This window comes from Gordonia sp. 852002-50395_SCH5434458, from assembly GCF_001665905.1.
Classification (GTDB): Bacteria; Actinomycetota; Actinomycetes; order Mycobacteriales; family Mycobacteriaceae; genus Gordonia; species Gordonia jacobaea.
This window is the reverse complement of the sequence record NZ_LZTC01000013.1, coordinates 107807-133730: the sequence shown is the minus strand read 5'-3', so window position 1 is coordinate 133730 and position 25924 is coordinate 107807. Positions and strand designations below refer to the sequence as shown.

Sequence of the window (25924 nt, the reverse complement as noted above, 5' to 3'; positions counted from 1 at the left end):
GTGAATCGCGAGCATCGAGGCTCGTTCTCTGGTAAGCATAGGCTTACCAAATATAGAGAAGAGGCCCGCCCCTACGCTTCCCTAAGGCTAGGGTAAGCTAACTGTTCATGGTTGGCTGCTGTCGTCGATTGCCTGAGATCGCCGCATTACGGACTGCCCGGGTGGGGTGTTGATGCGCGCCACGTCGGCGCAGCAGGGATTGTGGTTCGCTCATCGAGTCGCGCCGAACCCCGATGTGTTCACCATTGGTCAGCTCGTCGACTTCGACGCTCAGCCCGAACCTGGTCGCCTCTCCGCCGCTGTCCGCCAAGCGGTCGCTGAAGCCGACGGATTGCACTCGATCTTCTCCGAACAGGGCGGGGTGTTCTCCGAACAGGACGGCGACGTGACTGTCGAGCTCGGCGCACCGATCGAGGTCGCCGATCGTGATCTCGGCGACGACGCCGACGCAATCGATGAATATGCGCAAGCCGCGGTCCAGCTGGCGATAGACCCCGCATCCGGCCCGTGCGCAGTCGTCGAGATCTTGCATGCGGGCGGACGCACGGCACTACTCCTTGTCGCACATCACATCGTGATCGATGCCTACGGCCTCGGTCTGCTCGTTCGACGCATCGGCCGCCTCTACGCGGATCCGGATGATCGCCGACGCCTCGGGAGCGTCGTCGACCTTCCGCCGGAACCCGATGCCGGTGCGAGCGCAGAATTCTGGAGCCGCGAGCTCACGGGGATCAGTGGTCCCCTGACCTTGGGCGACGCGCCGCGTAGCCATCGAATCGCAGCCGCTGTGCACACGACTCGTGCCGTAGTCGGCGGTGCGGGCGGGGCCGCGATGTCTCCGGATCGTCTCGTCGCCGCAGTTGCGGCCTTCTGCGCGCGCGTGACCGGCAGCGACGACGTCTTGATCGGCTTCCCGATGATGAACCGATTCGGCTCTCCCACAGCCAATGTCGTGTGCACGACGGTCAACGTCGTCCCGCTGCGCGTTGCGGTCGCACCTGCGGTGACGGCCGACGAGCTCGCCGCCGACGCCGCCGCGGGGATTCGCCGGATCGCTCCCCATGCGCGTTATCGCGGCGAGGACATCCTCCGCGACGCACGACGCCGCGCTGTCGACGGTGTCGTGGGACCGACGGTGAACGTCAAGCCGTTCGGCTCCACCGTCACCTTCGATTCCGGGACCCAGGGCTCCGCAGAAGCCGACTCAGCCGACTCAATTACCGCAACGGTCCGCTCGCTGCGTCGTGGTCCGGTCGTCGATCTCTCGATCACCGCACTCGACCTCGGATCGACGGAGTCCGACCGCTCCGACCTGGAACTCACACTCGACGCCGACGCCGCCATCTACAGCCGAGCACACGCCGCTCGGATCGCCGAGTCGCTTGCGGCGTTCGTCGGCGAATTCCTGCGTGAGCCAACACGTCCCGTCGGCGCCATGCGGATCGTCGACCACGTATCCGATGTGCGTGAAGCCGATGTGCCAGAACCCGGTGCGCCGGCAACCGACCGGGCACGCGTCGACGTTCTCCGGTCCGGCACGACAGCACCGATCGACCCGACCCCGCTCGATGCCCGCATCGCGACCGCCGAACCCGATGCGATCGCGGTGCGATTCGGCGACGACGCCATTGATTTCCGCGAACTCAATCGTCGCGCAGACGAACTCGTCGCACGGCTGGGGCCGGTTGCTCCCGACTCGGTCATCGCGATCGCACTCCCCCGTGGCATCGACCTCATCGTCGCGTTGGTCGCTGTGATGCGTAGTGGCGCAGCCTTTCTCCCGCTCGATCCGGGATTTCCCGCCGACCGCAGAGAAGCCAGCATCGCCGACGCCGCACCTGTCGCCGTCATCGAACCCGCCATCACCGAACTCGCCGTCGTGGCATCCGGAAACCGCGATGTTCAGATCCGGCGCCTATCCGATCCGCGCCAGCTGCCGGTCACGACCATGTCGGACGACCCTGTTGGCAACTCTGACGACCCAACCGGCGACGCCGCCGCCTACCTGATCTACACGTCGGGTTCGACAGGCACACCGAAGGGTGTGGTGATCCCGAACCGTGCCCTGCGGAACTTCACCGATCACATGGTCAGTGGACTAGGCCTGGGGCCGAGCAGGTCTCTGCTGGCGGTGACGACGATCTCGTTCGACATCGCACTCTTGGAGACACTCGTGCCGCTGTCGGCGGGAGCATGTGTGGTTCTTGCCGACAACGACGACATCCACGATCCGGCGCGACTCGCGGCGCTCATCTCGCGACACCGGCCGGACGTCGTCCAGGCCACGCCGTCGTTGTGGTCGGCATTTCTCGGTGCGGGATGGGGGTCCGCACTGGCGGATGTCGACGTCCTCGTCGGCGGCGAGCAGTTGCCGTCCGACGTCGCTCGCGGTCTCGTCGCTTCCGCGCGGTCGGTGCGCAACATGTACGGACCGACCGAGACGACGATCTGGTCGACGACGGCTGAGGTCGACGACGACACCGACGTCACCATCGGCACACCGATCGCCAATACCGTTGTCCGCGTGCTGGATTCGACGTTGCACCCGGTGCCCGTCGGACGCGTCGGCGAGCTCTATCTCAGCGGCGACGGACTCGCTCGCGGATACCGCGGTCTGCCCGGCATGACCGCCGCCCGATTCGTCGCCGACCCGTTCACCGACGGCGCGCGCATGTATCGCACCGGAGATCTGGCGCGCATCCGCCAGGACGGACGGCTCGACTGCCTGGGCCGCACCGACCACCAGGTCAAGGTTCGCGGGTTCCGTGTCGAACTCGGCGATATCGAGACCGCCCTCTCCGCGCTCCCCGCCGTCGCAGGCGCGGTGGTGACCTCCGTGGACGGGCGACTCGTCGGCTACGTCACCACGCACTCCGACAGCAGCTCGGCTGACAACACAGACTCTGCTGACAACACAGCGCTGGCACAGTCGTGGCGGAGCGAGATAGCCAAGGTCCTCCCCGACTACATGGTGCCGTCAGCACTCATCGTGCTCGATGAGTTTCCCCTCACGCCCAACGGCAAGATCGATCGACGAGCACTTCCCGCCCCCGACTATGCCGCGCAGGCCGCGCGATCGCGGCCGCCGTCGGGTCCTGTCGAGACCGCGCTCGCCGACGTATTCGCCTCGGTGCTCGGACTTCCCGCGGTCGGTGCGGAGGACAACTTCTTTACGCTCGGCGGCGACAGCATCGTCGCCGTGCGAGTGGTCAGCGCCGCGGCATCGGCCGGCTGGGAGGTCACACCACTGGAAATCTTCGACCACCCCACCGTCGAGGGCCTGGCCGCGGTCGCGCGCAGCCTCACCAACGCAGAACGCGGCCACCAGCGATTATCGACAGACCCGCAATTCCCGACAGACCAACAGTTCTCTGCAGACCGGGCGGGCGCCACTACCGCGGGGATTGACGACGACGAACTCAACGAACTGATGGAGGGTGACCTGCTGTGAGCGCAGCGCTCGAAGACGTCCTACCCCTCACCGGTCTGCAGGAAGCGATCGTCTACCGATCGACGGCACCCCGTGGCGCCGATGACGTCGATCCGTATCTGATCCTCGCCGACCTCGATCTCACGACCGTCCTCCCGCAGGAGGTCGACGTCGACCGCCTTCGTGAGGCAATCGCCACTGTCACCTCTCGACACGCGACGCTGCGGACCTCGTACACACGTCGACGGACCGGCGAACCCGTCGCGCGCGTGCACACCGCGGTCGAGGTGCAGCTGCCCGTCGTCGACATCGCCACGCTCGACGACGGACTCGACACACTGCGATCAGATGCCCGAACGACCGGCATCGCACTGAGTTCTCCTCCGCCACTGCGCTTTACACTCGTGACCGAGTCCGGCCGCCCTCGCTGGCTGTTCGTCGTGGCACACCACGTGGCCTTGGACGGGTGGTCGCTGCACCTGATGTTCAGCGAGATCGTGCGCGCGTACCGTGGCGACGCGCTCGCGCCGGTACGCCCGATCAGCGACTACGCACGCTGGATTGCCTCACGGGGTCGCGATGTCGGTCCGTGGGTCGAGGTCCTCGCGGATGTCGAGGCGTCGACGATCATCGACATCGTCGAGCCGACCACGCCAAGCGTGCCGTTACGCGCACACCTGAGCGTCGACGTATCGGCCGCGTTGCGTGACGTGGCGACGCAGTCGTCGGCGACGCTCAACACCGTCATCCAACTGGCGTGGGCGCTTGTCCTCGCTGACCGAAACGACAGCGACGACGTCGTGTTCGCAACGGTTGTCTCGGGACGGGATCCCTCGGTGCCCGGCGTCGACGAGATGGTCGGCATGCTCATCAACACGATCCCGGTTCGGGTGCGCATCGATCCGACCGAGACCGTCGGCAGCGCGCTGACACGACTGCAGCGCGAGCAACTCGCCCTACTCGGCAGCCACCACGTGCCGCCGGCCGACATCATCTCGGCAGTCGACCTCGGCGGCCCGATCTCGTCGCTCGTCGTGTTCGAGAGCTTCCCTCGCGGAGATGTGCGCCCCCACATCGAGGACGACAACGACTTCACCGCAACGCTTCTCGTCGAGGACGACCCCTCGATCGGGCTGGTACTCGAACGCCGTGGAGCCGACCCGCATCTGCTCGACGAGGTTGTCGCCTGGCTGACTATGCTCGCGCACTCGCGTGAGGAACTCCTGGGTCGCCTCACGGTGAACCCGCCCGCCACGACGCCGCCCGCCACAACCACGCCGTCAGAATCGCTCCCCTCAGAATCGCTGCCATATGTTCCCGTGGCCCAGCAGATCTCGGATGCCGCGCAGCGTCGTGCACGACGAACCGCACTCGTCTCGGGTGACCGACGCGTCGGCTACCGCGAGCTGGATGTGCTCGCGGCGCGAACCGCTCACGTACTGAGCGCCCGCGGTATCGAACCCGAATCCGTTGTCGCAGTGGCATTACCGCGTGGCATCGACATGGTCGTCGCGATCCTTGCCGTTGCCCGTCTCGGTGCGGTCGTCGCACCGATCGACCCGACCTACCCTCAGGCTCGTATTCGATTCATGCTCGACGACGCCGCTCCCGCACTCGTGCTCGACGAGCAGACCTTCGCCGAGATACGCGCCGACGCCGTCGATTCGCCCGAACGAGCCCCGCACACGCCGCATCCCGAGTCCGCCGCGTATCTGATCTACACGTCAGGATCGACCGGAACGCCGAAAGGCGTGGTGGGTACCGCTGCGGCGCTGGCGAATCGCATCGCGTGGGCCGCGCAGCGGTGGGACGGATCCGTCGTGCTCGCCAAGAGCGCCATCGCGTTCATCGACGGCATCACGGAGATCCTCGGCGCACTGGCGGCAGGCGCAACGGTCGCCATCGCGGACGACGCGTCCGCGCGCGACCCGATGGCACTCGTCGAGCTGGTCGACCGTCACGCCGTCGACCAGGTCACGGCCGTGCCGTCGTTGGCGAGAGCAATCGTCGACCTGGCCCCCGACAGCCCAGCCTCTGAAAAACCAGCGCGACCCGAACCGACCGCGTCGATACGCCGCTGGATCGTCTCCGGTGAGCCGCTTCCCGACACCACTGCTGCTCGACTCGCCTGCGCTGCAGAAGAAGTCGTGAACTCGTACGGGTCGTCGGAGGTCGCGGGAGACGTCAGGACCGCGACGATCCGCTTCGACTCGAGCGACATCTCCAGCACCCCTGGCGACACCGCCCCCACAGATGTCACTGCCGGGGTCGGCACGATCACCGTCGGCACGCAGGTTCCGGGCGCAGGTGTCGTCCTACTCGACCGCCACCTGCATCCGGTGTCAGTCGGACGTCCCGGCGAGGTGTACATCACCGGCGTCCAACTCGCACGGGGCTACCACCGCCATTCCGACTGGACGGCAACGCGATTCGTCGCCAACCCGGCAGGGTCCGGCGACCGGATGTATCGCACCGGCGATCGTGGGCTGATCACTCCGGACGGCAGCCTGCAACTGCTCGGTCGAGCCGACTCACAGGTCAAGATCCGCGGCACCCGCGTCGAACTCGGCGAGGTGGAACAGGCCGTCCTCGCACTCGACGGCGTCGACGACACCGTGGCGGTGGCCGGCCAGGATCATGACGGACACACTCGCCTCGACGTCTACGTTGCCGGAGCTCAGGCCCCCGACGCCGTCCCGGCCGAACTCGTCGCTGCGTTGCCCGCAGCGATGATCCCGGCCACGTGGACACGACTCAACTCGCTGCCCCGCACACCGGGTGGAAAGACCGACCGCAGGGCGCTTCCCGCTCCGACCTCGCCGCGCACAGCCTCTCGACGTGAGCCGAGCACCGACCTCGAGCGGCTCGTTGTCGACACCGTCGCCGACGTCCTCGGCCTCGACGCCGCGGACACCGCACGGCCGAGCGTCGACGATAACTTCTTCGACCTCGGTGGCCACTCTTTGTCGGCGACACGTGTGCTGACCAGGCTGCGCGTGGCAACCGGACGCGTGGTCGGCGTTGCCGAGGTCTTCGCCCACCCGCGACTCGCCGACCTCGCGGCCCTGTTCGCGGACGACAGCGCCGAAATCACGACTACCGGCGTCACTGACAATGCGGCAGCGGTGCCAACGCAACGCCCCGAACGCATTCCGCTCTCGCCGGCACAGCGCCGACTTGCCTTCCAGAGCGGGATCGGCGACGCCGCGTACACGATTCCGTTCGCCGTCCGTTTTGATGGACCAATCGATGCGGCGCAACTGCAACGCGCTCTCGACGGCATCGTGGAACGCCACGAGACGCTGCGCACAAGGATCGTCGACGACGCTCAGGTCGTCGACCGGATCGACGGCGCGAGGGTGCTGATCGACGACCATCACATCGAACCCGAGGATCTCGACGGGACGATCGACAGTCTCATCGGGCGCCCCTTCGAGTTGTCGGCGGATCTGCCCCTGCGCGCCGATCTCCTACGCATCTCCGACGCTTCGGCGGTGCTACTCCTCACGGTGCATCACATCGCCGCGGACGAATGGTCGGCAGCAACACTTTTCGACGAGCTCGCCGCCGGGTACAACGGCACGCCGGTTGCCGCGCCGCAGCTCCAGTACGCCGATCACACCCTTGCCGAGATCGAGCGACTGGGCACCGTCGACGATCCCCGATCACTTGTGCGCCGCCAGCTCGACTACTGGCGAGACCAACTCGCCGACGCACCAGCCGAACTCGACCTGCCCTACGACCGTCCGCGGCCGACCGACCCGGATCCCGTTGGCGGCCAAGTCGAGATCGTCATCGACGCCGACGTTCTCGGCGGGCTCCGCTCGGCCGTCCGGGCACTCGACGCGACCGTATTCATGGCAGCGCATGCCGCGGTGGCACTCGCGCTCAACGCGTCCGGAGCAGGCAACGACATCGTGGTCGGTACCCCGGTGGCCGGCCGGTCGTCGGCGTCCGTGGAGTCGCTGATCGGCATGTTCGTCAACACGCTGCCGCTGCGCACCGACCTCTCCGGTGATCCGACACTCCTCGAGGTACTGCTCCGCGTCAGGGAGACCGACGTCGCGGCCCTCGCCGCGCAGGATGTGCCGTTCGACGAGATCGTCACGGCACTCGCACCCGAACGGGCACTGAGCCGACACCCGGTGTTCCAGACGATGGTCCAGTACCGCGACCCGATCGTCGCCCCCGAATTCACCGGCGTGCGTGCAGAACCCGTCTTCCCGCACTCCCGCACCGCCAAGTTCGACCTGACCTTCGAGTTCGTCGAGCTTGCTCGCTCCGCGGGCATCCGACTGCGCGTCGAGTACGCCGCGGCGCTCTTCGACGAACCGACTGTCACTGATCTGGCAGAACGCGTGAGTTCCATCCTGCGTGCGCTCGTCGACGCCCCGAGCAGTCACGTCGCACAGTTGCGTCTGGACCGATCCACTGACCTTCCGGCGCTGCCCGCACCCGACGTCGCACCTCCTTGGCGATCCCTTGTCGACTTCTTCGCCGCCACCGCCCGCACCTTTGCCGACCGTCCCGCCGTATCCGACGGAACGCGCACACTCACCTACCGCGAACTGGACGCGCACAGTGCGTCGATCGCCGCACGCCTGCAGCGCGACGGCGTACGACGCGGCCACTCGGTTGCGCTGATCCTGGAGCGCTCGACGGACCTCGTCGCAGCGATCATCGGAGTACTGCGCTGCGGAGCCGCCTACGTTCCGATCGACCCCGCGTATCCGGCTGAGCGCATAGCGTCGACGATCGCCGACGCCGCCCCGACGGTCATCGTCGACACCGGCTACCTCGAGCGAGCAGATGACTCCCTCACTGACACAACGGCTTTCGATCCGGAACTCGCCCCGGCCGACCCGGCCTATGTGATCTTCACCTCCGGGTCGACCGGAAAGCCCAAGGGTGTCACCGTGACGCACGGCAACGTCGTCGCGCTGATCGACGCCACGACGGAACTGTTCGATGTCGACGAGAACGACGTGTGGACGCTCTTCCACTCCTACGCATTCGACTTCTCGGTGTGGGAACTGTGGGGTCCGCTCTCGACCGGCGCCCACCTCGTCGTGCCCGATCACGCCACCACGCGCTCACCCGCCGACTTCGCCGCCCTCATCGGCGAGCGGGGCGTGACCGTACTCAACCAGACGCCGTCGGCGTTCTTCGCCCTCGATGCCGCGGACCTCGCAGACACCGAACATCGTGAGACTTCTGGGGCCGTATCGGCGCTGGAGTCGCTTCGCTACGTGATCTTCGGTGGCGAGGCGCTCGACCTGCCGCGCCTACGATCATTCGCCCGGCGGTATCCGCGGACCACGTTGGTCAATATGTACGGCATCACCGAGATCACTGTCCACGCAACGTATCTGGTGCTCGATCAGCAGATCATCGATGCAACGACGGGCAGTGATGTGGGTGCGTTGCTACCAGGTTTCACCGGCCACCTGCTCGACGGATACCTGCGCCGGGTACCCGTTGGCGCCGTGGGCGAGTTGTACCTCGCAGGCCCCCAGGTCGCAGCCTGCTACCTGCAGCGTCCGGCGTTGCATGCGACGCGTTTCGTCGCCGACCCCTCGGGCACCGGTCAGGTGCTCTATCGCACGGGCGATCTGTTCCGTCAGACCAGACAGGGCGCGTTGATCTATGTCGGTCGCGCGGACACGCAGGTCAAGATCCGTGGTTTCCGTATCGAACTCGGGGAGATCCGGGCCGCACTCGCAGCTCTGCCCGGTGTGCGCGACGCCGCCGTCCTGACCCGGCCCGGACCGAGCGGTGCCGACCGAATCCTGGCCTACGCCGTCGGGGACAACGTCACTCCTGAATCCCTGCACGCTGAATCGCTCCACGCAGCGCTGCGCGACGCACTCCCCGAGCACGAGGTCCCGTCGGCCGTGCTGATCGTCGACTCGATCCCGTTGACCGTCAACGGAAAGACCGATGCCGCAGCACTTCCGGAGCCGGAGGTCGGCACCGCGGAGGGTCGTACACCGACGACCGAGATCGAGTCCGCGCTCGCCGACATCTTCGCCGACACCCTCGGACTCGCCGACCCGCCGAGCGTCGACGACGACTTCTTCGCTCTCGGCGGCGACAGCATCGTCTCGACGACCCTGGTCAATCGTGCACGGCGACGTGGTATCCGATTCACGCCGAGGGATGTCTTCACCCACCGCACCGTCGCCGGACTGGGCTCGGTCGCCGAGTGGATCGACGACACCATTCCTGCCGCTCCGTCGAACAGCGACGACGCATCGGCCACCCGGCCGACACCCATTCCGCTCCTGCCGATCGTCCAACGACTCCGTGAGATCGGTGGCACGATCGACCGGTTCAATCAGTCGCTCGTCGTCGACACCCCGGCGCAACTCGACGCCGATACTCTCCGCGCGATGGTCTGTGCACTGCTCGATTCCCATGAGGCGCTGCGGAGTTCGTTGCAGACCGTCGCAGGTGTGCTCTGGACCATGCAGAGTGCGCCCCCCGGATCGGTCGACGTCGACGACATCCTTCGGATCGTCACGCTCGACAGATCGATCTTCGACGACCCGGACGCGCTCGCCGCAGCGGTGTCGGCCGAATCCGCCGGGGCTGCAGGCAGATTGTCGCCCGCCACGGGACTGATGATCGCCGCGACCTGGTTGACGACCGACTCGCCCGACGATCCGATCGCGGGACGACTGATACTCGTCATTCACCACCTCGCCGTCGACGGCGTCTCCCGGCGCATCCTGCTCGAGGATCTCCGAACCCTCTGGGAGACGGCAGCCACCGGTGTTGAGCTGCAACCGATTCCGACACCAACACCCCTACATACGTTCGCCGCCGCGGTGACCGAGCGAGCCGCCGATCCGGCACTGCTCGACGAGGCTACCCATTGGGCGCAGGTGCTGGCACCGGGCGGCGAACTGGTGCCCGGTCGGCTCCCCACGTCGGGCACCGTTTCCGACCAACGGCGCCACGTCGTCACGTTGTCTCCGGAAACCTCGGCGTCGCTCGTCTCCGATCTACCCACCCGCCGCGGTGTGGGGATCACGTCGCTGCTCCTCGGGGCGTTGCGTGTCGCCGCAACACGCGCTCTCGACACCGGGGACCTCATCGTCGACACCGAGCGTCATGGTCGCGATGCACATGAGTTCGGTATCGACGCGGATCTGTCACACACGGTGGGTTGGTTCACGACCGTCGCACCGATCCGGTTATCCGCCACCGACGACATCGGCGACGCGATCGCCGACGCTGAGAACTTGTGGACGGCAATGCCCTCTGCCGGAGCAGGATTCGGCATGTTGCGCTACCTCAACCCGCAGTTGTCGGCCGCACTCGCCACCATGTCGCGTCCGTCGGTGCTGCTCAACTACCTCGGGCGATTCACCGTCGGCGGCGGGTCGCCATGGCAACCCTCGGCGGAATCGACAGCGCTCGCAGCAGATCCAGACCCCGGACTCGGCGTCGCGTACCCACTCGAGATCGACATCGTCTGTCGTGACGAATCGTCGGGTCCCGTCGTCGCCGCAACGTTCAGCTACCTACCAGACCACCTCGACGACGCCGCTGTGCGTGAGCTCGCCGATGCACTATGTGCGGCGCTCGATTCGCTTGCGGCGCCTGCAGAATCCGGAGTCAATCAGTGACCTCGACACGCCCCGACGGCAACGCCCCGACAGACGCAGATGCTCCTGTCCGCACACACGGCGACTCGCACGACGTCACACTGCCTGTCCTCGCGGGCCAACGCGACATCTACCTGTCGATGCAGGCATCCGGCGACCCTGCCCTCTACGTCACCGGGCTCTACGTGGAGGTCGACGCACGGACCGACGTCGAACGACTCAGAGCATCTGTCCTCGCGGTTCTCGAGAAGGCCGAAGCGATGCGCGCCGTGTTCGTCGAAGAGGGCGGCGACGTGGGGCAGCGAATCCTGCCTACTGCCGACTTCGACGTCGACGTCCGCGAGATGCCTCTCTCCGATGCGCGCGAGTGGATGGCTTCGCACCTCGCGCAGCCGATGGATGTCAGGCACGGACCACTCACCGAATGCACGATCCTGCGCACCGCCAGTACCGTGACCGACCAGGGAACCGCGCAGCCCGACCCGACACTGGTGTTTCTGAAGGTCCACCACCTCGTCTGCGACGGCATGGGGCTCGGCTTCTTCACCCAGGCGGTCCAGGAACAGTACGACGCAACGGAAGCATCTGGCGCCGCGGAACCTTCTGGGGCCTCGGATGCTTTTGGGGCTTCGGAAGGCTTTGGGGCATCCGACAACGCCCGGCCGTCACGACCCAGGGATTGGCGACTACTCCCTGTGGTCGACGCCGAGCGCGAATACCGTGAAGGCGCCGACTTCGCCGCCGATGCCGACTACTGGTTGGCGCGGATGGGCGACCGACCGCAGCCGGTGCGACTCCTCGACGACGATGTGGTGCCCGGCCGCGGAATCATCGCGTCGCGCTTCGACATTCCCCTCGAGGTCCTCGACCCGTTGCGCGCGCTGGCGCGTGATGCCGGGGTCCGACCGACCGTCCTGCTCATCGCCGCGGTCGCGGCGTTTGCCCACGTGCGTACGGGCCGCACCGACCTGGTACTCGCGCTGCCCGTGACCGGGCGCCTTGACCGCAGGGCGCGCACAACACCGTCGATGGTGACGAGCGTGCTGCCCCTGCGCGTCGACGCGGATCCGCGCGACAACCTCGCCGACCTCGCCGCTCGTACCGAACGCGCGGTTTTCGCGCTCCTCGCCCACAGTCGTTTCCGCGGTGAGGATCTCGGCCGTGCTCTCGCAGCGCAGGCCAGGAACTCGGGTACTCCGGCATCATCCGACGGCCCGTACCGCATGTTCGGTCTCGGCGTGAACGTCATGGCGAACACGTCGCGGCAGACCATTGGTGGCCAACCACTCTCGCTCCACGCCCTCGCGTCCGGGCCGGTGTCTGATGTCGAGATCCAGATCCAGGTGAGGCGTCGCGACAGGCCCGCCGAAGTCGTCGTGCGCACTGTCGCCGACGCGGCTGAGCAGGCGCACGGTGTCGGCGAGGATTTCGCCGCCTTCCTGCGGGCACTCGCCGCCGCCCCCTCCGAACGCCTCCGCGCGTTCACCCCCGACGGGCAACTCGACGATGCGATTCGATCGGTCCACACCGAAACGCACGGAGCTGCGGGCGCAGTATCGCTCACGCCTGCGTTGGCGCGACTTCGCGAACGCCAGATCGACCCGGACACATTGCCGCCCCGCATTGTTCGCGCCTGGACGTCGTCGACCGTGACTCCGGACGCCGTCCGCGAGATCGCCTCTGCACTTGTTGCGACTCATCCTGCGCTGCGTACCACGGTGAATCGGCCCGCGCCGATCCTGTGGACGCTGACGACCGCATCCGCGCAGGACAGCACCATTCCCGTCTCGATTGCCGACAGCGCGCCGGCCGAACCGCTCGAGCGCGGCTTGACCTTTGTGCCTGCTACCGGCGAGGTGATCGCCGCGTTCGACGCAGCACTCATCGATCCCACGTCCGCGGAGATCCTCCGTACCGATCTCCAGACCGCCCTCGACGACGCCGCGGCGAGTCGGCACATCGAGGTCGACGCCCCGGACACCGAACTCAGCACTGTGGCAACGGGATTGGCGGGACGAGCGGCCGATGTCGGGGCCCTGGCGCATTATCTCGAAACGCTCGCACCGGGAGCGACGCTACCGCGCGTCGACGGCGCGACCAGCACACCGCGGGTCGATCACACGACACACACGTCTCGGGTCGACGTGGACGATCCCAACGTTGAACGTCCCACCCAGCACGGTCTCGTCGCGGCGCTGGCAGGCGCTGTCGCAGACGTCTTCGGTGCCGCCGCGCCGAAGGAGCTCCTGATCGACCTGGCTGTCGACTTGCGAGCTGTCGACTTGCGAGCCGTCGACGGTACACACGTCGGCGCACGCACTGTCGGCCCGCTGCAGGCACTCGAGCCGCTTCGCGTCGACCTGACGAATCCCTCACTCCCCGATGGCCCGAACCCGATTCTCGGCAGCGGACCGGGTCTCGACGTGCTGCGCTACCTCTCACCACAGGTGGGCGCGGCGTTGGCCGGTGCCACTGCTGCCGGGCAGATCGTCGAACCCGACGTGCTGGTCGGCGACCACGGACTGCCGACCGCGCACCCCGTCTCAATCAGGCTGTTGCGCAACGACTCTCCCGACCACACCGGCTGGTCGGTCATCGTCGACGTCGATGCGGAAGTCATCCCACATGCCGACGCCCTGGCGCACGCGATCACCGACCGGGTGATCGCAGACGCCGATCGACGTCTGGTGGCGCTCGACGACGCGACCGTCGAACGACTCACCCGCGAACACGGAACCATCGACGACATCTGGCCGCTGACACCCCTGCAGGAGGGTTTGTTCTTCCAGTCACAGGTCGACGCGTCCGACGACATCTACACCGCACAGTTCTGGCTCGACCTCGGCCACCGAATCGACGTCGAGGCGCTGCGGCGCGCCGCACGTGCGCTACTCGACGAGAATCCCGAATTGCGGGCCGCGTTCGTCGAGGTCGACGGCTCCCCAGTCCAGATCATCCGCAACGCGGTCGATCCCATCATCGCGGAGGTCGACCTCACGGCGGCGTCGGCCGACGTCGTCGACTTCGAGCTCGACGCGGTTCTCGACGCCGACCGCGTCCGCGAGATCCCGATCGGCACCGCACCACTCTGGCGTATCACGCTGATCCACCTGCCGAATGAGCACGACCGCATCGTCGTCAATCGTCGATTCCTGCTGTGGGACGGCTGGTCTGGCGGGCTCGTGGTGTCCCGGTTGCTCGTCCATCTCGAGGGCACCCCGGCCACGACTCCCGAAGCGTCGCTGCGCGACTACCTCGCCTGGATCGCTGACACGTCCGACGCCGACGCACTCGCGGCATGGCAGGCGCATCTCGACGGCTATACCGAGCCTGCGCTCGTCGCGCCGCGGGCGGTGGGGTCGACGCCTCGCGCGCCGCGTCGGATCGAGGTCGATCTCGGTGTCGCAGCGTCGGAGTCACTCCGCGCCGACGCGAGAAGTGCTGGCGTCACACTCAACACCGTTATCTCGGCAGCGTTGTCCCTCACGCTGTCTCGCGTCCTCGGAGTCACCGACGTCGCGTTCGGCTCGACCGTCGCGGGCCGCCCGACCGAGGTGCCCGGCCTCGACACCGTGATCGGACTGTTCCTGAACACCGTCCCCGTCCGAACGGTGTTGCATCCGCAGGAATCGGTGCGAGACTTCCTGCGCCGCAGTCAGGATGCCCGGGTGGCGCTAATGGCCTACGACCACATCGGGTTGGCGCGATTGCAGCAGGAGACCGGGCATCCGGTGCTGTTCGACGTCCTCTACGTGTTGCAGAACTTCCGCACCGAAGAAGAGGAGCGCGAGCAGTCGGCGCTGCACGATGTCATCGGCGAGGGCAGTCTCGACCACACCCACTACCCGTTGGCGCTCGTCGTGACGCCCGGCGCTTCGATTCGCTTTCGACTCGAGTATCGCGACGATCTGATCGACCATCGGTACGCCGACGGATTCGTGACACGATTCCGCCGCGCACTGGAGTCGATCGGTCGCGACCTCGACACCGCGGTTGCCGCCCTCGACCTCTCACTCGACTCGGACGTTGCGCTCGTCGGCCCACTCCATCGACTACCCGACACCACGGTGTCGGGATTGCTCGCCGAGCGCGCTGCGATGATCCCCGACGCCGACGCACTCAGCTACGGCGACTCGCGTCTCACCTATGCACAGCTCGACGGCGAGGTCGACCGTGTCGCGCAGGTTCTCGCAGAGCACGGCGTCGGAGCAGAAACGGTTGTTGCACTGGCGATCCCGCGATCCATCGAGACCGTGGTCGCGCTCTTCGCGATCCTGCGGGCCGGCGGAGCGTATCTACCCCTCGAACTCGATCACCCCGACGGCAGACTCCACGGCATCATCGACGACGCCGCGCCGTTGCTGATCATGACCCACAGCTCGGTGGCGCACCGATTCGACACGGTGGGCCTGCCGACGCTCACGGCCGACGACCTGCCGAACCCCACAACGCCGGAATGGGTTGCCCCCCACGTCAACCCGGATCAACCCGCCTATGTGATCTACACGTCGGGTTCGACGGGTAAACCCAAGGGTGTCATCACGCCCTACCGCGGCCTGACCAACATGCAGCTCAACCACCGCGAGAAGGTCTTCGAACCCGCCATCGCGCTCGCTCATGAGGCCGGCGTCAGCGGGAGACTCCGCATCGCGCATACGGTCTCATTCGCGTTCGACATGTCGTGGGAAGAACTGCTGTGGCTCATCGAGGGCCACGAGGTCCACGTCGCCGACGAGCAACTCCGTGCCGATTCGACAGCGCTCGTCGCCTACTGCGCGACCCACCGCATCGACGTCATCAACGTGACGCCCACGTATGCCGCACAGTTGTTCGCCGACGGCCTTCTCGCAGGCGACCACGTGCCCGCGCTCGTCCTGCTCGGTGGCGAGGCCGTCTCCGAACCCGTGTGGACCGCGCTTCGTCGACACCCGCACACCCTCGGCTACAACCTCTACGGCCCGACCGAGTACACGATCAACACCCTCGGGGTGGGCACCGACGAGACACCGACATCGTCGGTCGGTACCCCGATCTGGAACACCACCGCGCACCTCCTCGACCCGTGGCTGCGGCCGGTGCCCGCCGGGGTGCCGGGCGAGTTGTACATCAGCGGCGCGGGACTGGCACGCGGATACCTCGGACGGCCCGATCTGACGGCCGAGCGGTTCGTCGCGGATCCCTTCTCCGACGGAGGCCGTCTGTATCGCACCGGTGACGCGATGAAGATACGTCCTGACGGCAATCTCGACTTCCTCGGACGCACCGACGATCAGGTGAAGGTCCGCGGCTATCGGGTCGAGCTCGCCGAGATCGATGCCGCGGTGACCGCGCTGCCACAGATCGCGTCGTCGGCAGTCGTCGCGACCGCCGATCCGGCAGCACCCGACGTCAAACGTCTGGTGGCGTACGTGATTCCCACCGACGCGGGCTCGGAGCTCGACTACGCGCAACTGCGACGCGAGTTGAGCGCGAACCTCCCCGACTACATGGTCCCCACCCTGTTCGCCACGGTCACCGAGTTCCCGATGACCGTCAACGGCAAGCTCGACGTGAAGGCGCTGCCCGTCCCCGAGGTCGGCGGTACGCGACGCGCACCACGCACCGAGCTCGAACGTCGGCTGTGCGAGGTCTTCGCCGAGGTCCTCGGCCTCCCGGACACCGATGAGGGATGCGCGGTCGGTATCGACGACGACTTCTTCGCGCTTGGCGGTCATTCGATGGCAGCGATGCGCCTCGTCTCCACGCTGCGCGCCGAACTCGGCGCCGAATTGGCGATCCGAGATCTCTTCGATGCCAGGACTCCCGCCGACATCGCCGCGCGCACCGAACTGACCGGATCGACCACCGACATCACGACCGGCGTTCGGCCGGACCGCATCCCGCTCTCGCCCGCCCAGGAAAGACTCTGGGTGCTCTACGAGATGGATCCCGACGACATCTCGTATCACTACGGCCACGTCGTGCGCGTGCACGAACCCCTTGACACCGACGCGCTGTCGGCGGCGATGAGAGATGTACTGGCACGCCACGAGAGCCTGCGCACCGTCTTCGAGACCACCGCGGACGGCGAGGTGCACCAACGTGTTCTCGATCCCGCAGAGGTACCCGATGTGGTCGAGGTGCGCACCGCCGGCGCCGATGTCACCGAGGCCACACGCGAGTTCCTCACGCGCGCTTTCGATTTGCGTTCGGCGCCACCGATCCGCGTACAGGTGGCGCAGGTCGACGCACCCGACGAGTCGTCGACCGTTGCGGTCCTGACCATCGCGATGCACCACATCGCCACCGATGAATGGTCGGATCGACCACTGCTCACCGACCTCACCACTGCCTACGCCGCACGGGCGACCGGTGCGGTACCCGAGTTCTCACCACTGCCCGTCCAGTACGCCGATTACGCACTGTGGCAACGTGATCGGATCAGCGAGCGAGGGCAGCAACAGCTCGATTTCTGGACCGACACACTCGCCGACCTCCCCGAGGAGCTCGCACTCCCCCGCGACCGCCCACGACGTCCCGGTGCGCCAGGCTCCGCGGCAACGGAGTCGACCATCGTCGACTCCGACACGCGTTCGTCACTCGCGCGCATCGCCGCCGACCACGGAGCCAGCATGTTCATGGTCGCCCAGGCGGCCGTGGCCACACTGCTGTACCGGGTGGGCGCCGGGGCCGACATCCCGCTCGGATCGCCGGTGTCCGGCCGCAACGATCCCGCGCTCGACGACCTCGTCGGATTCTTCGTCGACACCCAGGTGCTGCGCACCGACGTCGGCGGCCACCCACGTTTCGACGAACTCATCGACCGTGTCCGCGCAGTGGATCTCGCAGCATTCGACAATCAGGACATCCCCTTCCAGCAGATCGTCGAACACCTTGCACCGCAGCGCGTTCCCGGACGCAATCCGTTGTTCTGTGTCAGCGTCGGATACCTGCCGTTCGGCGCGATGCCCGATCGCTTCCTCGGTGTCCCGGCGACGTTCGATCACCTGACGTCCGTGTCGGCCAAGTTCGATCTCGCGTTCACCGTCGTCGACAACACCGAGACCGGCGAACTGACGCTCGCACTCGAGTACGCGACCGCGATGTTCGACGCCGCAACCGCTCGGGACCTACTCGCACGCCTTGCCCGCATCCTGCGCGCCGTCAGTGCGACGCCCGAGATCGTCGTCGATCAGATCGAACTTCTCAGCGCTGACGATGACGCGTCCGTCCGCGACGCCGAGCGCGGCGCGCTGGCGCTCGTCGATCACGCCGACACGGTGACAGATCTCATCGACGACGCCACCCGTCGGCATTCGTCGCGAATAGCGTTGTCCGACACCGATGGCGGATCGGTCGACTACGCCCAGCTCGCAGCGGCAACCAGAGGCTTGGCTGCCCGACTCGTCGACCTCGGCGTGCGACCCGGCGACGTGGTTGCTGTCCTCGTGCCACGAGGCATGGCGCAACTGGCGGCCCTACAGGGTGTGCTGCGCGCGGGTGCGGCATACCTTCCGATCGACACCGACACACCTGCCGATCGAGTAGCGACCATCCTCGACGACGCGCGCCCCGCCGCCGTCATCGTCGGAAGCGGCAGCTCGGCACCGATCGGCAACAGTGCGCGAAACAACCACAGTGTCCCGACGATCAGCGTCGACGGTCGGCTCTTCGAAGAGGACTCAGAGGCATCGATCACCAACTCTGAGCTGCCTCACGTACGCGCCGACGACGCCGCATATGTCGTCTACACGTCGGGTTCGTCGGGCAGGCCGAAGGGCGTGGTAGTCACCCACCGCAGTGTGGTGAACCTACTGCGGTGGCGCGTGCAGACGATGCCCGGCGGCGGTATCGGACACGCCGACACCGTTCTCGCCAAGACGCCTGTCGGTTTCGACGGTGCCGTGTGGGAGTTGTTGCTGCCCTTCATCGTCGGCGCGCGTGTTCTGGTCGCAGAGCAGGGCGCTCAGCGCGACCCCCGCAGACTCGCCAACATCATCGGCGCCCACGGCGTCACGACGACGGTCTTCGTTCCGTCGCTGCTCGAGCTGTTCGTCCCCCACCTACCGGGCCTCGACTCACTGCGTCACATGATCGTTGGCGGCGAGGCGCTACGCACCGAACTCGTCGACGAGGTACTCGCCGCGGCGCCGTCGCTGGCACTGATCAACGCCTATGGTCCGACCGAGACCACCGTCGTCGTCACCGATCACACCGCGGTTCCACACGCGACCACCCGCACAGCACCCATCGGACGTCCGATCGCGGGCACCGATCTCCTCGTCCTCGATACGTCGCTGCGGCGTGTTCCCGACGGCGCGGTGGGTGAACTGTACGTGCGCGGAACACCGCTCGCGCGTGGGTATCTCGGCCGCCCAGCCCGCACCGCGGGTTCCTTCGTCGCCGATCCAACCGGTGATCTGCCGGGCGCGCGGGTGTATCGGACGGGCGATCTGGTCCGACGTCGGGCGGGCGTCCTCGAATACCTCGCCCGCATCGACAGCCAGGTGAAGGTACGCGGCAACCGCGTCGAACTCGGAGAGATCGAAGCGGCGCTGCGTTCGCTCCCTCAGGTCGCCGACGCCGCGGTCGCCGTCGACTCTGACCGGGTCGTCGGCTGGATTGTGCCCGCGGGTGATTCATCGGCCGCTGTCTCGGAGAATGGCTCGTCCGTTGTCGAGTCCGTGACACGTCAACTCTCGACGGTGTTGCCGGACTACATGATTCCGTCACCCCTGGTGGTGCTCGACGCGTTTCCGCTGAATCAAACCGGCAAGCTCGACCGCCGTGCGCTGCCGACACCGACCGTCGACGGTTCGCAGGGCACCAGTCCGCGGACGTCGCTGGAATCCGATCTCGCCGAGATCTTCTCGGCGGTGCTCGGCACCGAGGTTGCCGATATCCACGCGAGCTTCTTCAGCCTGGGCGGCCATTCGCTCGCCGCCATCAAGCTGGTCAACCTGATTCGCGGCTCACTCGGGTACGACATCGGGGTCCGGACAGTGTTCGACGAGCCGAGCATCGCTCAACTGGCCGAGTGGCTCGTCGCCAACGGCGAGTCCACCTCGGCGCAATCGCATGCGGACACAACGAGTTTGCGTCGTCGTGCCGACGCCGAGCCGGTGCTCTCCTTCGGTCAGGCCCAGATGCTGACACTCGCGGGAGTGTCGGGACCCACCAGCACCTACAACGTGCCGCTGCTGTGGCGTCCGGGCGGACCCGAGGGGACAACTCCCATCGACCCCGACGTGCTGCGCGCAGCAGTCCGTGACGTCGTCGACCGTCACGAGATCCTCCGAACGCGGTACCCGGACGACCGCCCCGACGTCGTCGTCGCACCGGAGATTCCGGTCCGTGTGGTCTCCGACATCGCCGAGCTGCACGCAGACGCGGCACACGCCTTCGACCTCGCCACCGAGATACCGATTCGCGTGGCTACAACGTCCGAGTTCGCGGTGGTCACGATTCACCACATCGCCACCGACGAATGGTCGGCAGCACCGCTGCGTGCCGACCTCGATACCGCGTATCATGCACGCGCACAACAGATTGCACCCGAATGGGACGATCTCGCTCTGCAGTACTCCGACTTCGCCGCATGGCAGCGGGATCTGCTCGCCGACGACCGGGGACGACGCGAGCTGGACTTCTGGCGCCGCGCCCTCGACGGTTCGCCAGAGGAACTGTCACTTCCCTACGACCGGGCCCGACCTCCGCGTCCGTCGGGTCGTGGTGACGGAGTCCTGGTCGGCGTTCGCCCGGACACCGTCGTGGCGCTCAAGGAACTCGCCGCATCGACCGGAACGTCGATGTTCATGGTGTTCCAGGCGGCCGTGGCGGTCCTGCTGTCGCGACTGGGTGCAGGCACTGACATCCCGCTCGGATCGCCGGTCACCGTGCGCGACGACGCACGCCTCGACCAACTCGTCGGCTTCTTCCTGAACACCCTCCTGCTGCGCACCGATGTGTCGGGAGACCCGACGGTGGCCGAGCTCCTCTCCCGGGTCCGCGCAGACGATCTGTCGGCGTTCGAGAACAAGGACGTCCCGTTCGAGCAGGTCGTCGAAGCGGTGGCGCAGTCACGCTCGTCGGCGCTCAACCCGCTGTTCCAGACGATGGTGGTCTACGTCGACGGGCGACTGACCGAGTCACCAACCGACGGAAACACGGGAACCGACAAGGGTGAAGGCACCGCGCCGCCGCTGCCGACGACAGCGAAGTTCGATCTGTCGTTCGACTTCACCGAGGACGCCACCGGCGTGACGCCGCGGGTGGGTGGAGTGATCGAGTACAGCACCGACCTGTTCGACCGGGTCACCGTCGAATCGATGGCTCAGCGGCTCGTGATGATCCTGGAATTCATGGCGGCACAACAGGATCGCCCCCTGCGCGACCTCGACATCCGGATCACGACGGAACTGCGTGACCTCCATCGTCCTGCCGCTCCAGCGTCGACCTTCCCCGAATTATTCGACGCCGCGGTGGCTCGAGATCGATCTGCACCTGCGCTTCGAGGCCATGACGGCACTCGTACGTTCGGCGAACTCGATCTGCGCGTGAAGACTATCGCGGCCAGGCTCGCGGCCGAGGGCATCGGTCCCGAGGACGTGGTCGTGGTCTCGCTGCCACGCGGTGTGGTCGCACTCGAAGCGATCTTCGGCGTACTCGTCGCGGGTGCCGCCTACCTCCCCATCGAGCCGGGCACACCATCCGAGCGAGTTGCCGCGATGACCCGCGTCGCGGCGCCGCGGCGCGTGATCGACGACCTCGACGACCCCATTCTCGCTGCAGCACAGGCCGATTCGGTGCCTGTGCTGAGGCGAGCCGCAACAGTGCTACCCGACCACCCCGCCTACGTGATCTTCACCTCCGGGTCCACGGGCACACCCAAGGGTGTCGTGGTGCCCCATCGCGGTCTTGCGAACCTCTTTGCGAGTCATCGGCGCATGCTCCATGAGCCCGCACGTCGCCGTGCCGGGCGTGACCGACTGCGCGTGGGCCACGCATGGTCGCTGGCCTTCGACGCCTCGTGGCAACCACAGCTGTGGCTGCTCGACGGCCACGAGGTGAGCATCGTCGACGCCGATACCCAGCACGACGCGCAGGCGCTAGCCGGACAGTTGCGTGCCGAAAACTGGGACTTCCTCGAGCTGACACCATCACACCTGCGTCAACTCGACGGTGCCGAAGAATCCATGTGCGCCATCGGTTTCGGTGGCGAAGCGGTTCCGGACGCACAGTGGCAGCGCTATCGCGAACTCACCGGCACCGACGCCTACAACCTGTACGGACCCACCGAGGCGACGGTCGACGCTCTCGTCGCACGCGCGGCCGACGCCGAGCATCCGGTGGTCGGCCGACCCGTCGACGGAGCGCGAGCCTACGTCCTCGACCCCGCACTCATGCCGGTTCCCGACGGCGTCGACGGTGAGTTGTACCTCGCCGGAGCAGGATTGGCACGCGGCTATCTCGGTCGCGGTGACCTGACTGCCGAACGCTTTGTCGCCGATCCGTTCGCTGCCGACGGGTCGCGGATGTATCGCACGGGCGACACGGTTCGCTGGACGCGCGACGGCCAACTCGACTTCCGCGGCCGTGCCGACGATCAGGTGAAGATCCGCGGCTTCCGCGTCGAGCTCGGTGATGTCGAGTCGGCGCTGACGTCGATGCCGGGTGTGGCGACGGCGCTCGTCGTCGCGCGAGCAGGCAGGCTCGTCGGCTATGTCGTGACCGATCGTTCACCGGAGGAGAACTGGGCAGGCGAGCAGCAGGCTCCGGTGGAGCCCCCGGTGGAGCCTGCAGCCCTGCGTGCTGCCGTACGCGCGATGCTGCCCGACTACATGGTTCCCGCGACGGTTGTCGTCCTCGACGCGCTGCCCACCCTGCCGAACGGCAAGATCAATCGCCGCGCGCTGCCGGAGCCGACTTTCGAGCACGAGGTGCGTGCCCCGGAGACAGACGTGCAGCGGCGAGTGTGTCACGCCGTGGCCGACGTGCTCGAACTGCCGGCCGACCAGGTGGGACTCGACGACGACTTCGCCGAGCTCGGTGGCGACAGCATTGTGGCGATGCAACTCGTCGCCCGGTTGCGCGCCGAGGGCTTCACACTCAGTCCGCGTGACGTGATGGTCAACCGCACCATCGTCGGACTCGCAGAGACACTTCAACGCGCAGCGACCACACCGGAACTCCCCCGGGTGGCCGCTGGCGTTGTGCCTGCGACACCGATCGTCGGCTGGCTCGACGAACTCACGAGCGGCAACGCCGAGCACATCGGCGGCTTCCACCAGTCGGCGCTGCTCACTGTTCCCGCGGGTCTCGACGTCGACGCACTCACGCGGGCGCTGGGCGTTCTCGTGTCGCGCCACCACATGTTGCGTGCACGGCTCGTCGACACCGCGTCGCCGTGGCACTTCGAGATCCCCGAGATCCGCGAGGACACAACCGAATCCGGCGTCGTGCCCGAGGTGCTCGTCGTCGACGGTCGTGACGGCACTGACTGCACTGGCGGCGACCTGACCGCGCTCGCGCATACTGTCCGGACTCGACTGGATCCCGTGGCAGGACGCATGATCGCGGCCGCGTGGAGCGATCGGGGCAGCGAGCCGGGCCGCCTGCTGGTAGCCATCCACCACCTCGTCGTCGACGGTGTGTCGTGGCGCGTGCTCGTCCCGGAACTGATTGCCGCGTACACGCAGCTGACCGAAGGGGTTGCACCGGAAGACATCTCGCTCGCGCAGGTATCGACCGACTTCGGTGCATGGGCGCGCGAGTTGGCGGTATTGGACCGCAGCGGTGAGGCCGACCTCTGGCGTCAGATCGCCACCGATGTCGATCCGCTGGCCGTCTTCTCACGTCCCCTCGACCCGGCTCGCGACCGTCAGGGCACCGTGCTCCGACATCGCGTCGAGGTCGACACCGACGTCGCGCGGGAGATCCTCGGTCCGGTCGGGGCGCGGCTGGGTGTCGGCGTCGACGAGGTGCTGTTGGGCGCATTCGGTGCGGCGATCAGCACCCCGACGCTCGTCGACTCCGAGGGACACGGCCGCGTCGAACATCTGGTTCCCGGTGCCGATCTCACCGGCACCGTCGGCTGGTTCACTGCCGTCCATCCGATCCGGGTCGGCGGTACCGACGACGCGGCGACACAGGCGAGGAGCCTCGCGGCGCAACGGGCGACGATCCCGGATGGTGGCGTGGGGTACGGTCTGCTCCGGTACGGTTCTGCGGGCGAAGACGGAAGCACCGCTCGGGCGGTCACCGACCTGCCGAGTGCGGCCATCGAGTTCAATTATGTTGGCCGATATCGCGATTTCGCGTTCGACGGGTGGTCGATGGCGCCCGAGTCGGTCGACATCGGACCCGACGACGAGATGTCCGCAGGCTACGGACTCATCGTCGACGTCGCGACGGTCGACGGTCCTGACGGGCCACGACTGTCGGCAACGTGGAGCTATCAGCCGGGAATGATCGACGCGCACGCCATTGCGCGTCTGGCAGAACGATGGCTGGCTGCCCTCGCTGAGTTGGCGAAAATTGACACTGCAGAACTGGCGAGCGTGCATACCGGCGAGACGGAAGGTGGTCGATGAGCGGCAAGGTAACTGGGGTCCTGATCGATATCAGTCCCCTGCGCGAGAGCGCGGCCTTCCGCCGCATCTTCTGCGCCCGACTCATCTCGATCATCGGCATCGGACTCCTCATGGTGTCGGTGCCGATCCAGATGTACGACCTCACCGGGTCGTCGGCACAGGTCGGCGCGGCGACAGCCGTCACGGGCATCACGACGTTCGTCGGCATGCTGGTTGGTGGCGTTCTCGCCGACCGGTTCGATCGCAAGAAGCTCATTCTTCTCGGACGCACGGGCGCGGCACTGAGCTTCGCAGGCCTCGCGCTGAACGCCTTCGGTGTATTCGGCACGACGTCGGTGGTGGCTCTCTACGTTCTTGCGGGCGTCGACGGGCTGATCGGTTCGCTCTCGACGTCGGCGCTGATGGCTGCGGTGCCGACGCTGATCCCACGAGACAAGCTCGTGGCCGTCGGCGCACTCAGTTCACTGACCGTGCGGGTGGGGACCGCGATCTCGCCTGCCATCGCCGGATTGATCATCGCGGCTGCCGGCGTCGAGTGGGCCTACACCATCGCCGCGATCCTGGCGACGCTCACCGTACTGATCCTGCTGGGTCTCCCGTCGATGCCACCGACCGCGGCAACCCTTGGCGCAGAGTCGGAGTCGGCCTCCGGAGGAGCTCAGGTCAACGCCGCGGACGCGGCACACAGCGAGTCGCCGCAATCACTCCTCGAATTCCTCACCTCGCAACGCGTCGTGCTCGGCGTGATGATCGTCGGCGTCCTGGCGATGTTGGGCGCTGGCCTCGTCGCACTCCTTCCCGCGCTTGTGGCGCAGCGGTTCGGTGGCGACGCCAGGGCCACCGGTCTGCTGTATGCGGCCGTCGCGTGCGGTGCGATGCTCGGTGCCCTCACCAGTGGCTGGTTGGCAGGCGTGCGGCGTCCGGGCGTCGTGTTGCTCGGCGCACTCGCCGGCGCGTCGCTCGTCCAGGTCCTCTTCGGATTCGCACCGGTGGCTTGGCTGGCGATTGTCCTGCTGTGCATCGTCGGATATCTCGAGGCGACGCAGGAGGTGCTGCGGTACTCCCTCATCCAGCACGACACTCCCGGTCCGCTGTTGGGACGGGTGAACGGCATCTGGATGGCCCAAGAGGTCGGCGGCGTGACGATCGGTGCGCTCGTCGCAGGCGTCTTCGGCACGATCTGGACCGCATCGGATGCCATCGTCTACTACGGACTGGCGCTGCTCGTCCTGTCGATCATCGCGGCCTTCGCGCTGCGGGCGGTCGTCGCGGTGCGTAACGATCACCCGGTGGAGAGCACGCTGTCCTGA

4 protein-coding genes are annotated in these 25924 nt (G+C 67.0%); all 4 read left to right on the top strand.

What is annotated here, in order from left to right:
• Window positions 1–172: 172 nt before the first annotated feature.
• From A5785_RS02775 to entS, 4 genes are read left to right on the top strand one after another with little or no spacing between them, the layout of a single operon-like run.
• Entirely contained in the window at window positions 173–3451 is a 3279-nt protein-coding gene (locus A5785_RS02775; protein ID WP_005202869.1) for a non-ribosomal peptide synthetase, read from the top strand.
• A complete protein-coding gene (locus A5785_RS02770) occupies window positions 3448–11064 on the top strand; it encodes a non-ribosomal peptide synthetase (RefSeq protein ID WP_064864446.1) in 7617 nt (2538 codons plus the stop codon). The genes A5785_RS02775 and A5785_RS02770 overlap by 4 nt, the downstream gene beginning before the upstream one ends.
• Entirely contained in the window at window positions 11061–24614 is a 13554-nt protein-coding gene (locus A5785_RS02765) for a non-ribosomal peptide synthetase (protein WP_064864444.1), read from the top strand. Before A5785_RS02770 ends, A5785_RS02765 begins: the two co-directional genes overlap by 4 nt.
• A complete protein-coding gene (gene entS, locus A5785_RS02760) occupies window positions 24611–25924 on the top strand; it encodes an enterobactin transporter EntS (protein ID WP_064864442.1) in 1314 nt (437 codons plus the stop codon). The genes A5785_RS02765 and entS overlap by 4 nt, the downstream gene beginning before the upstream one ends.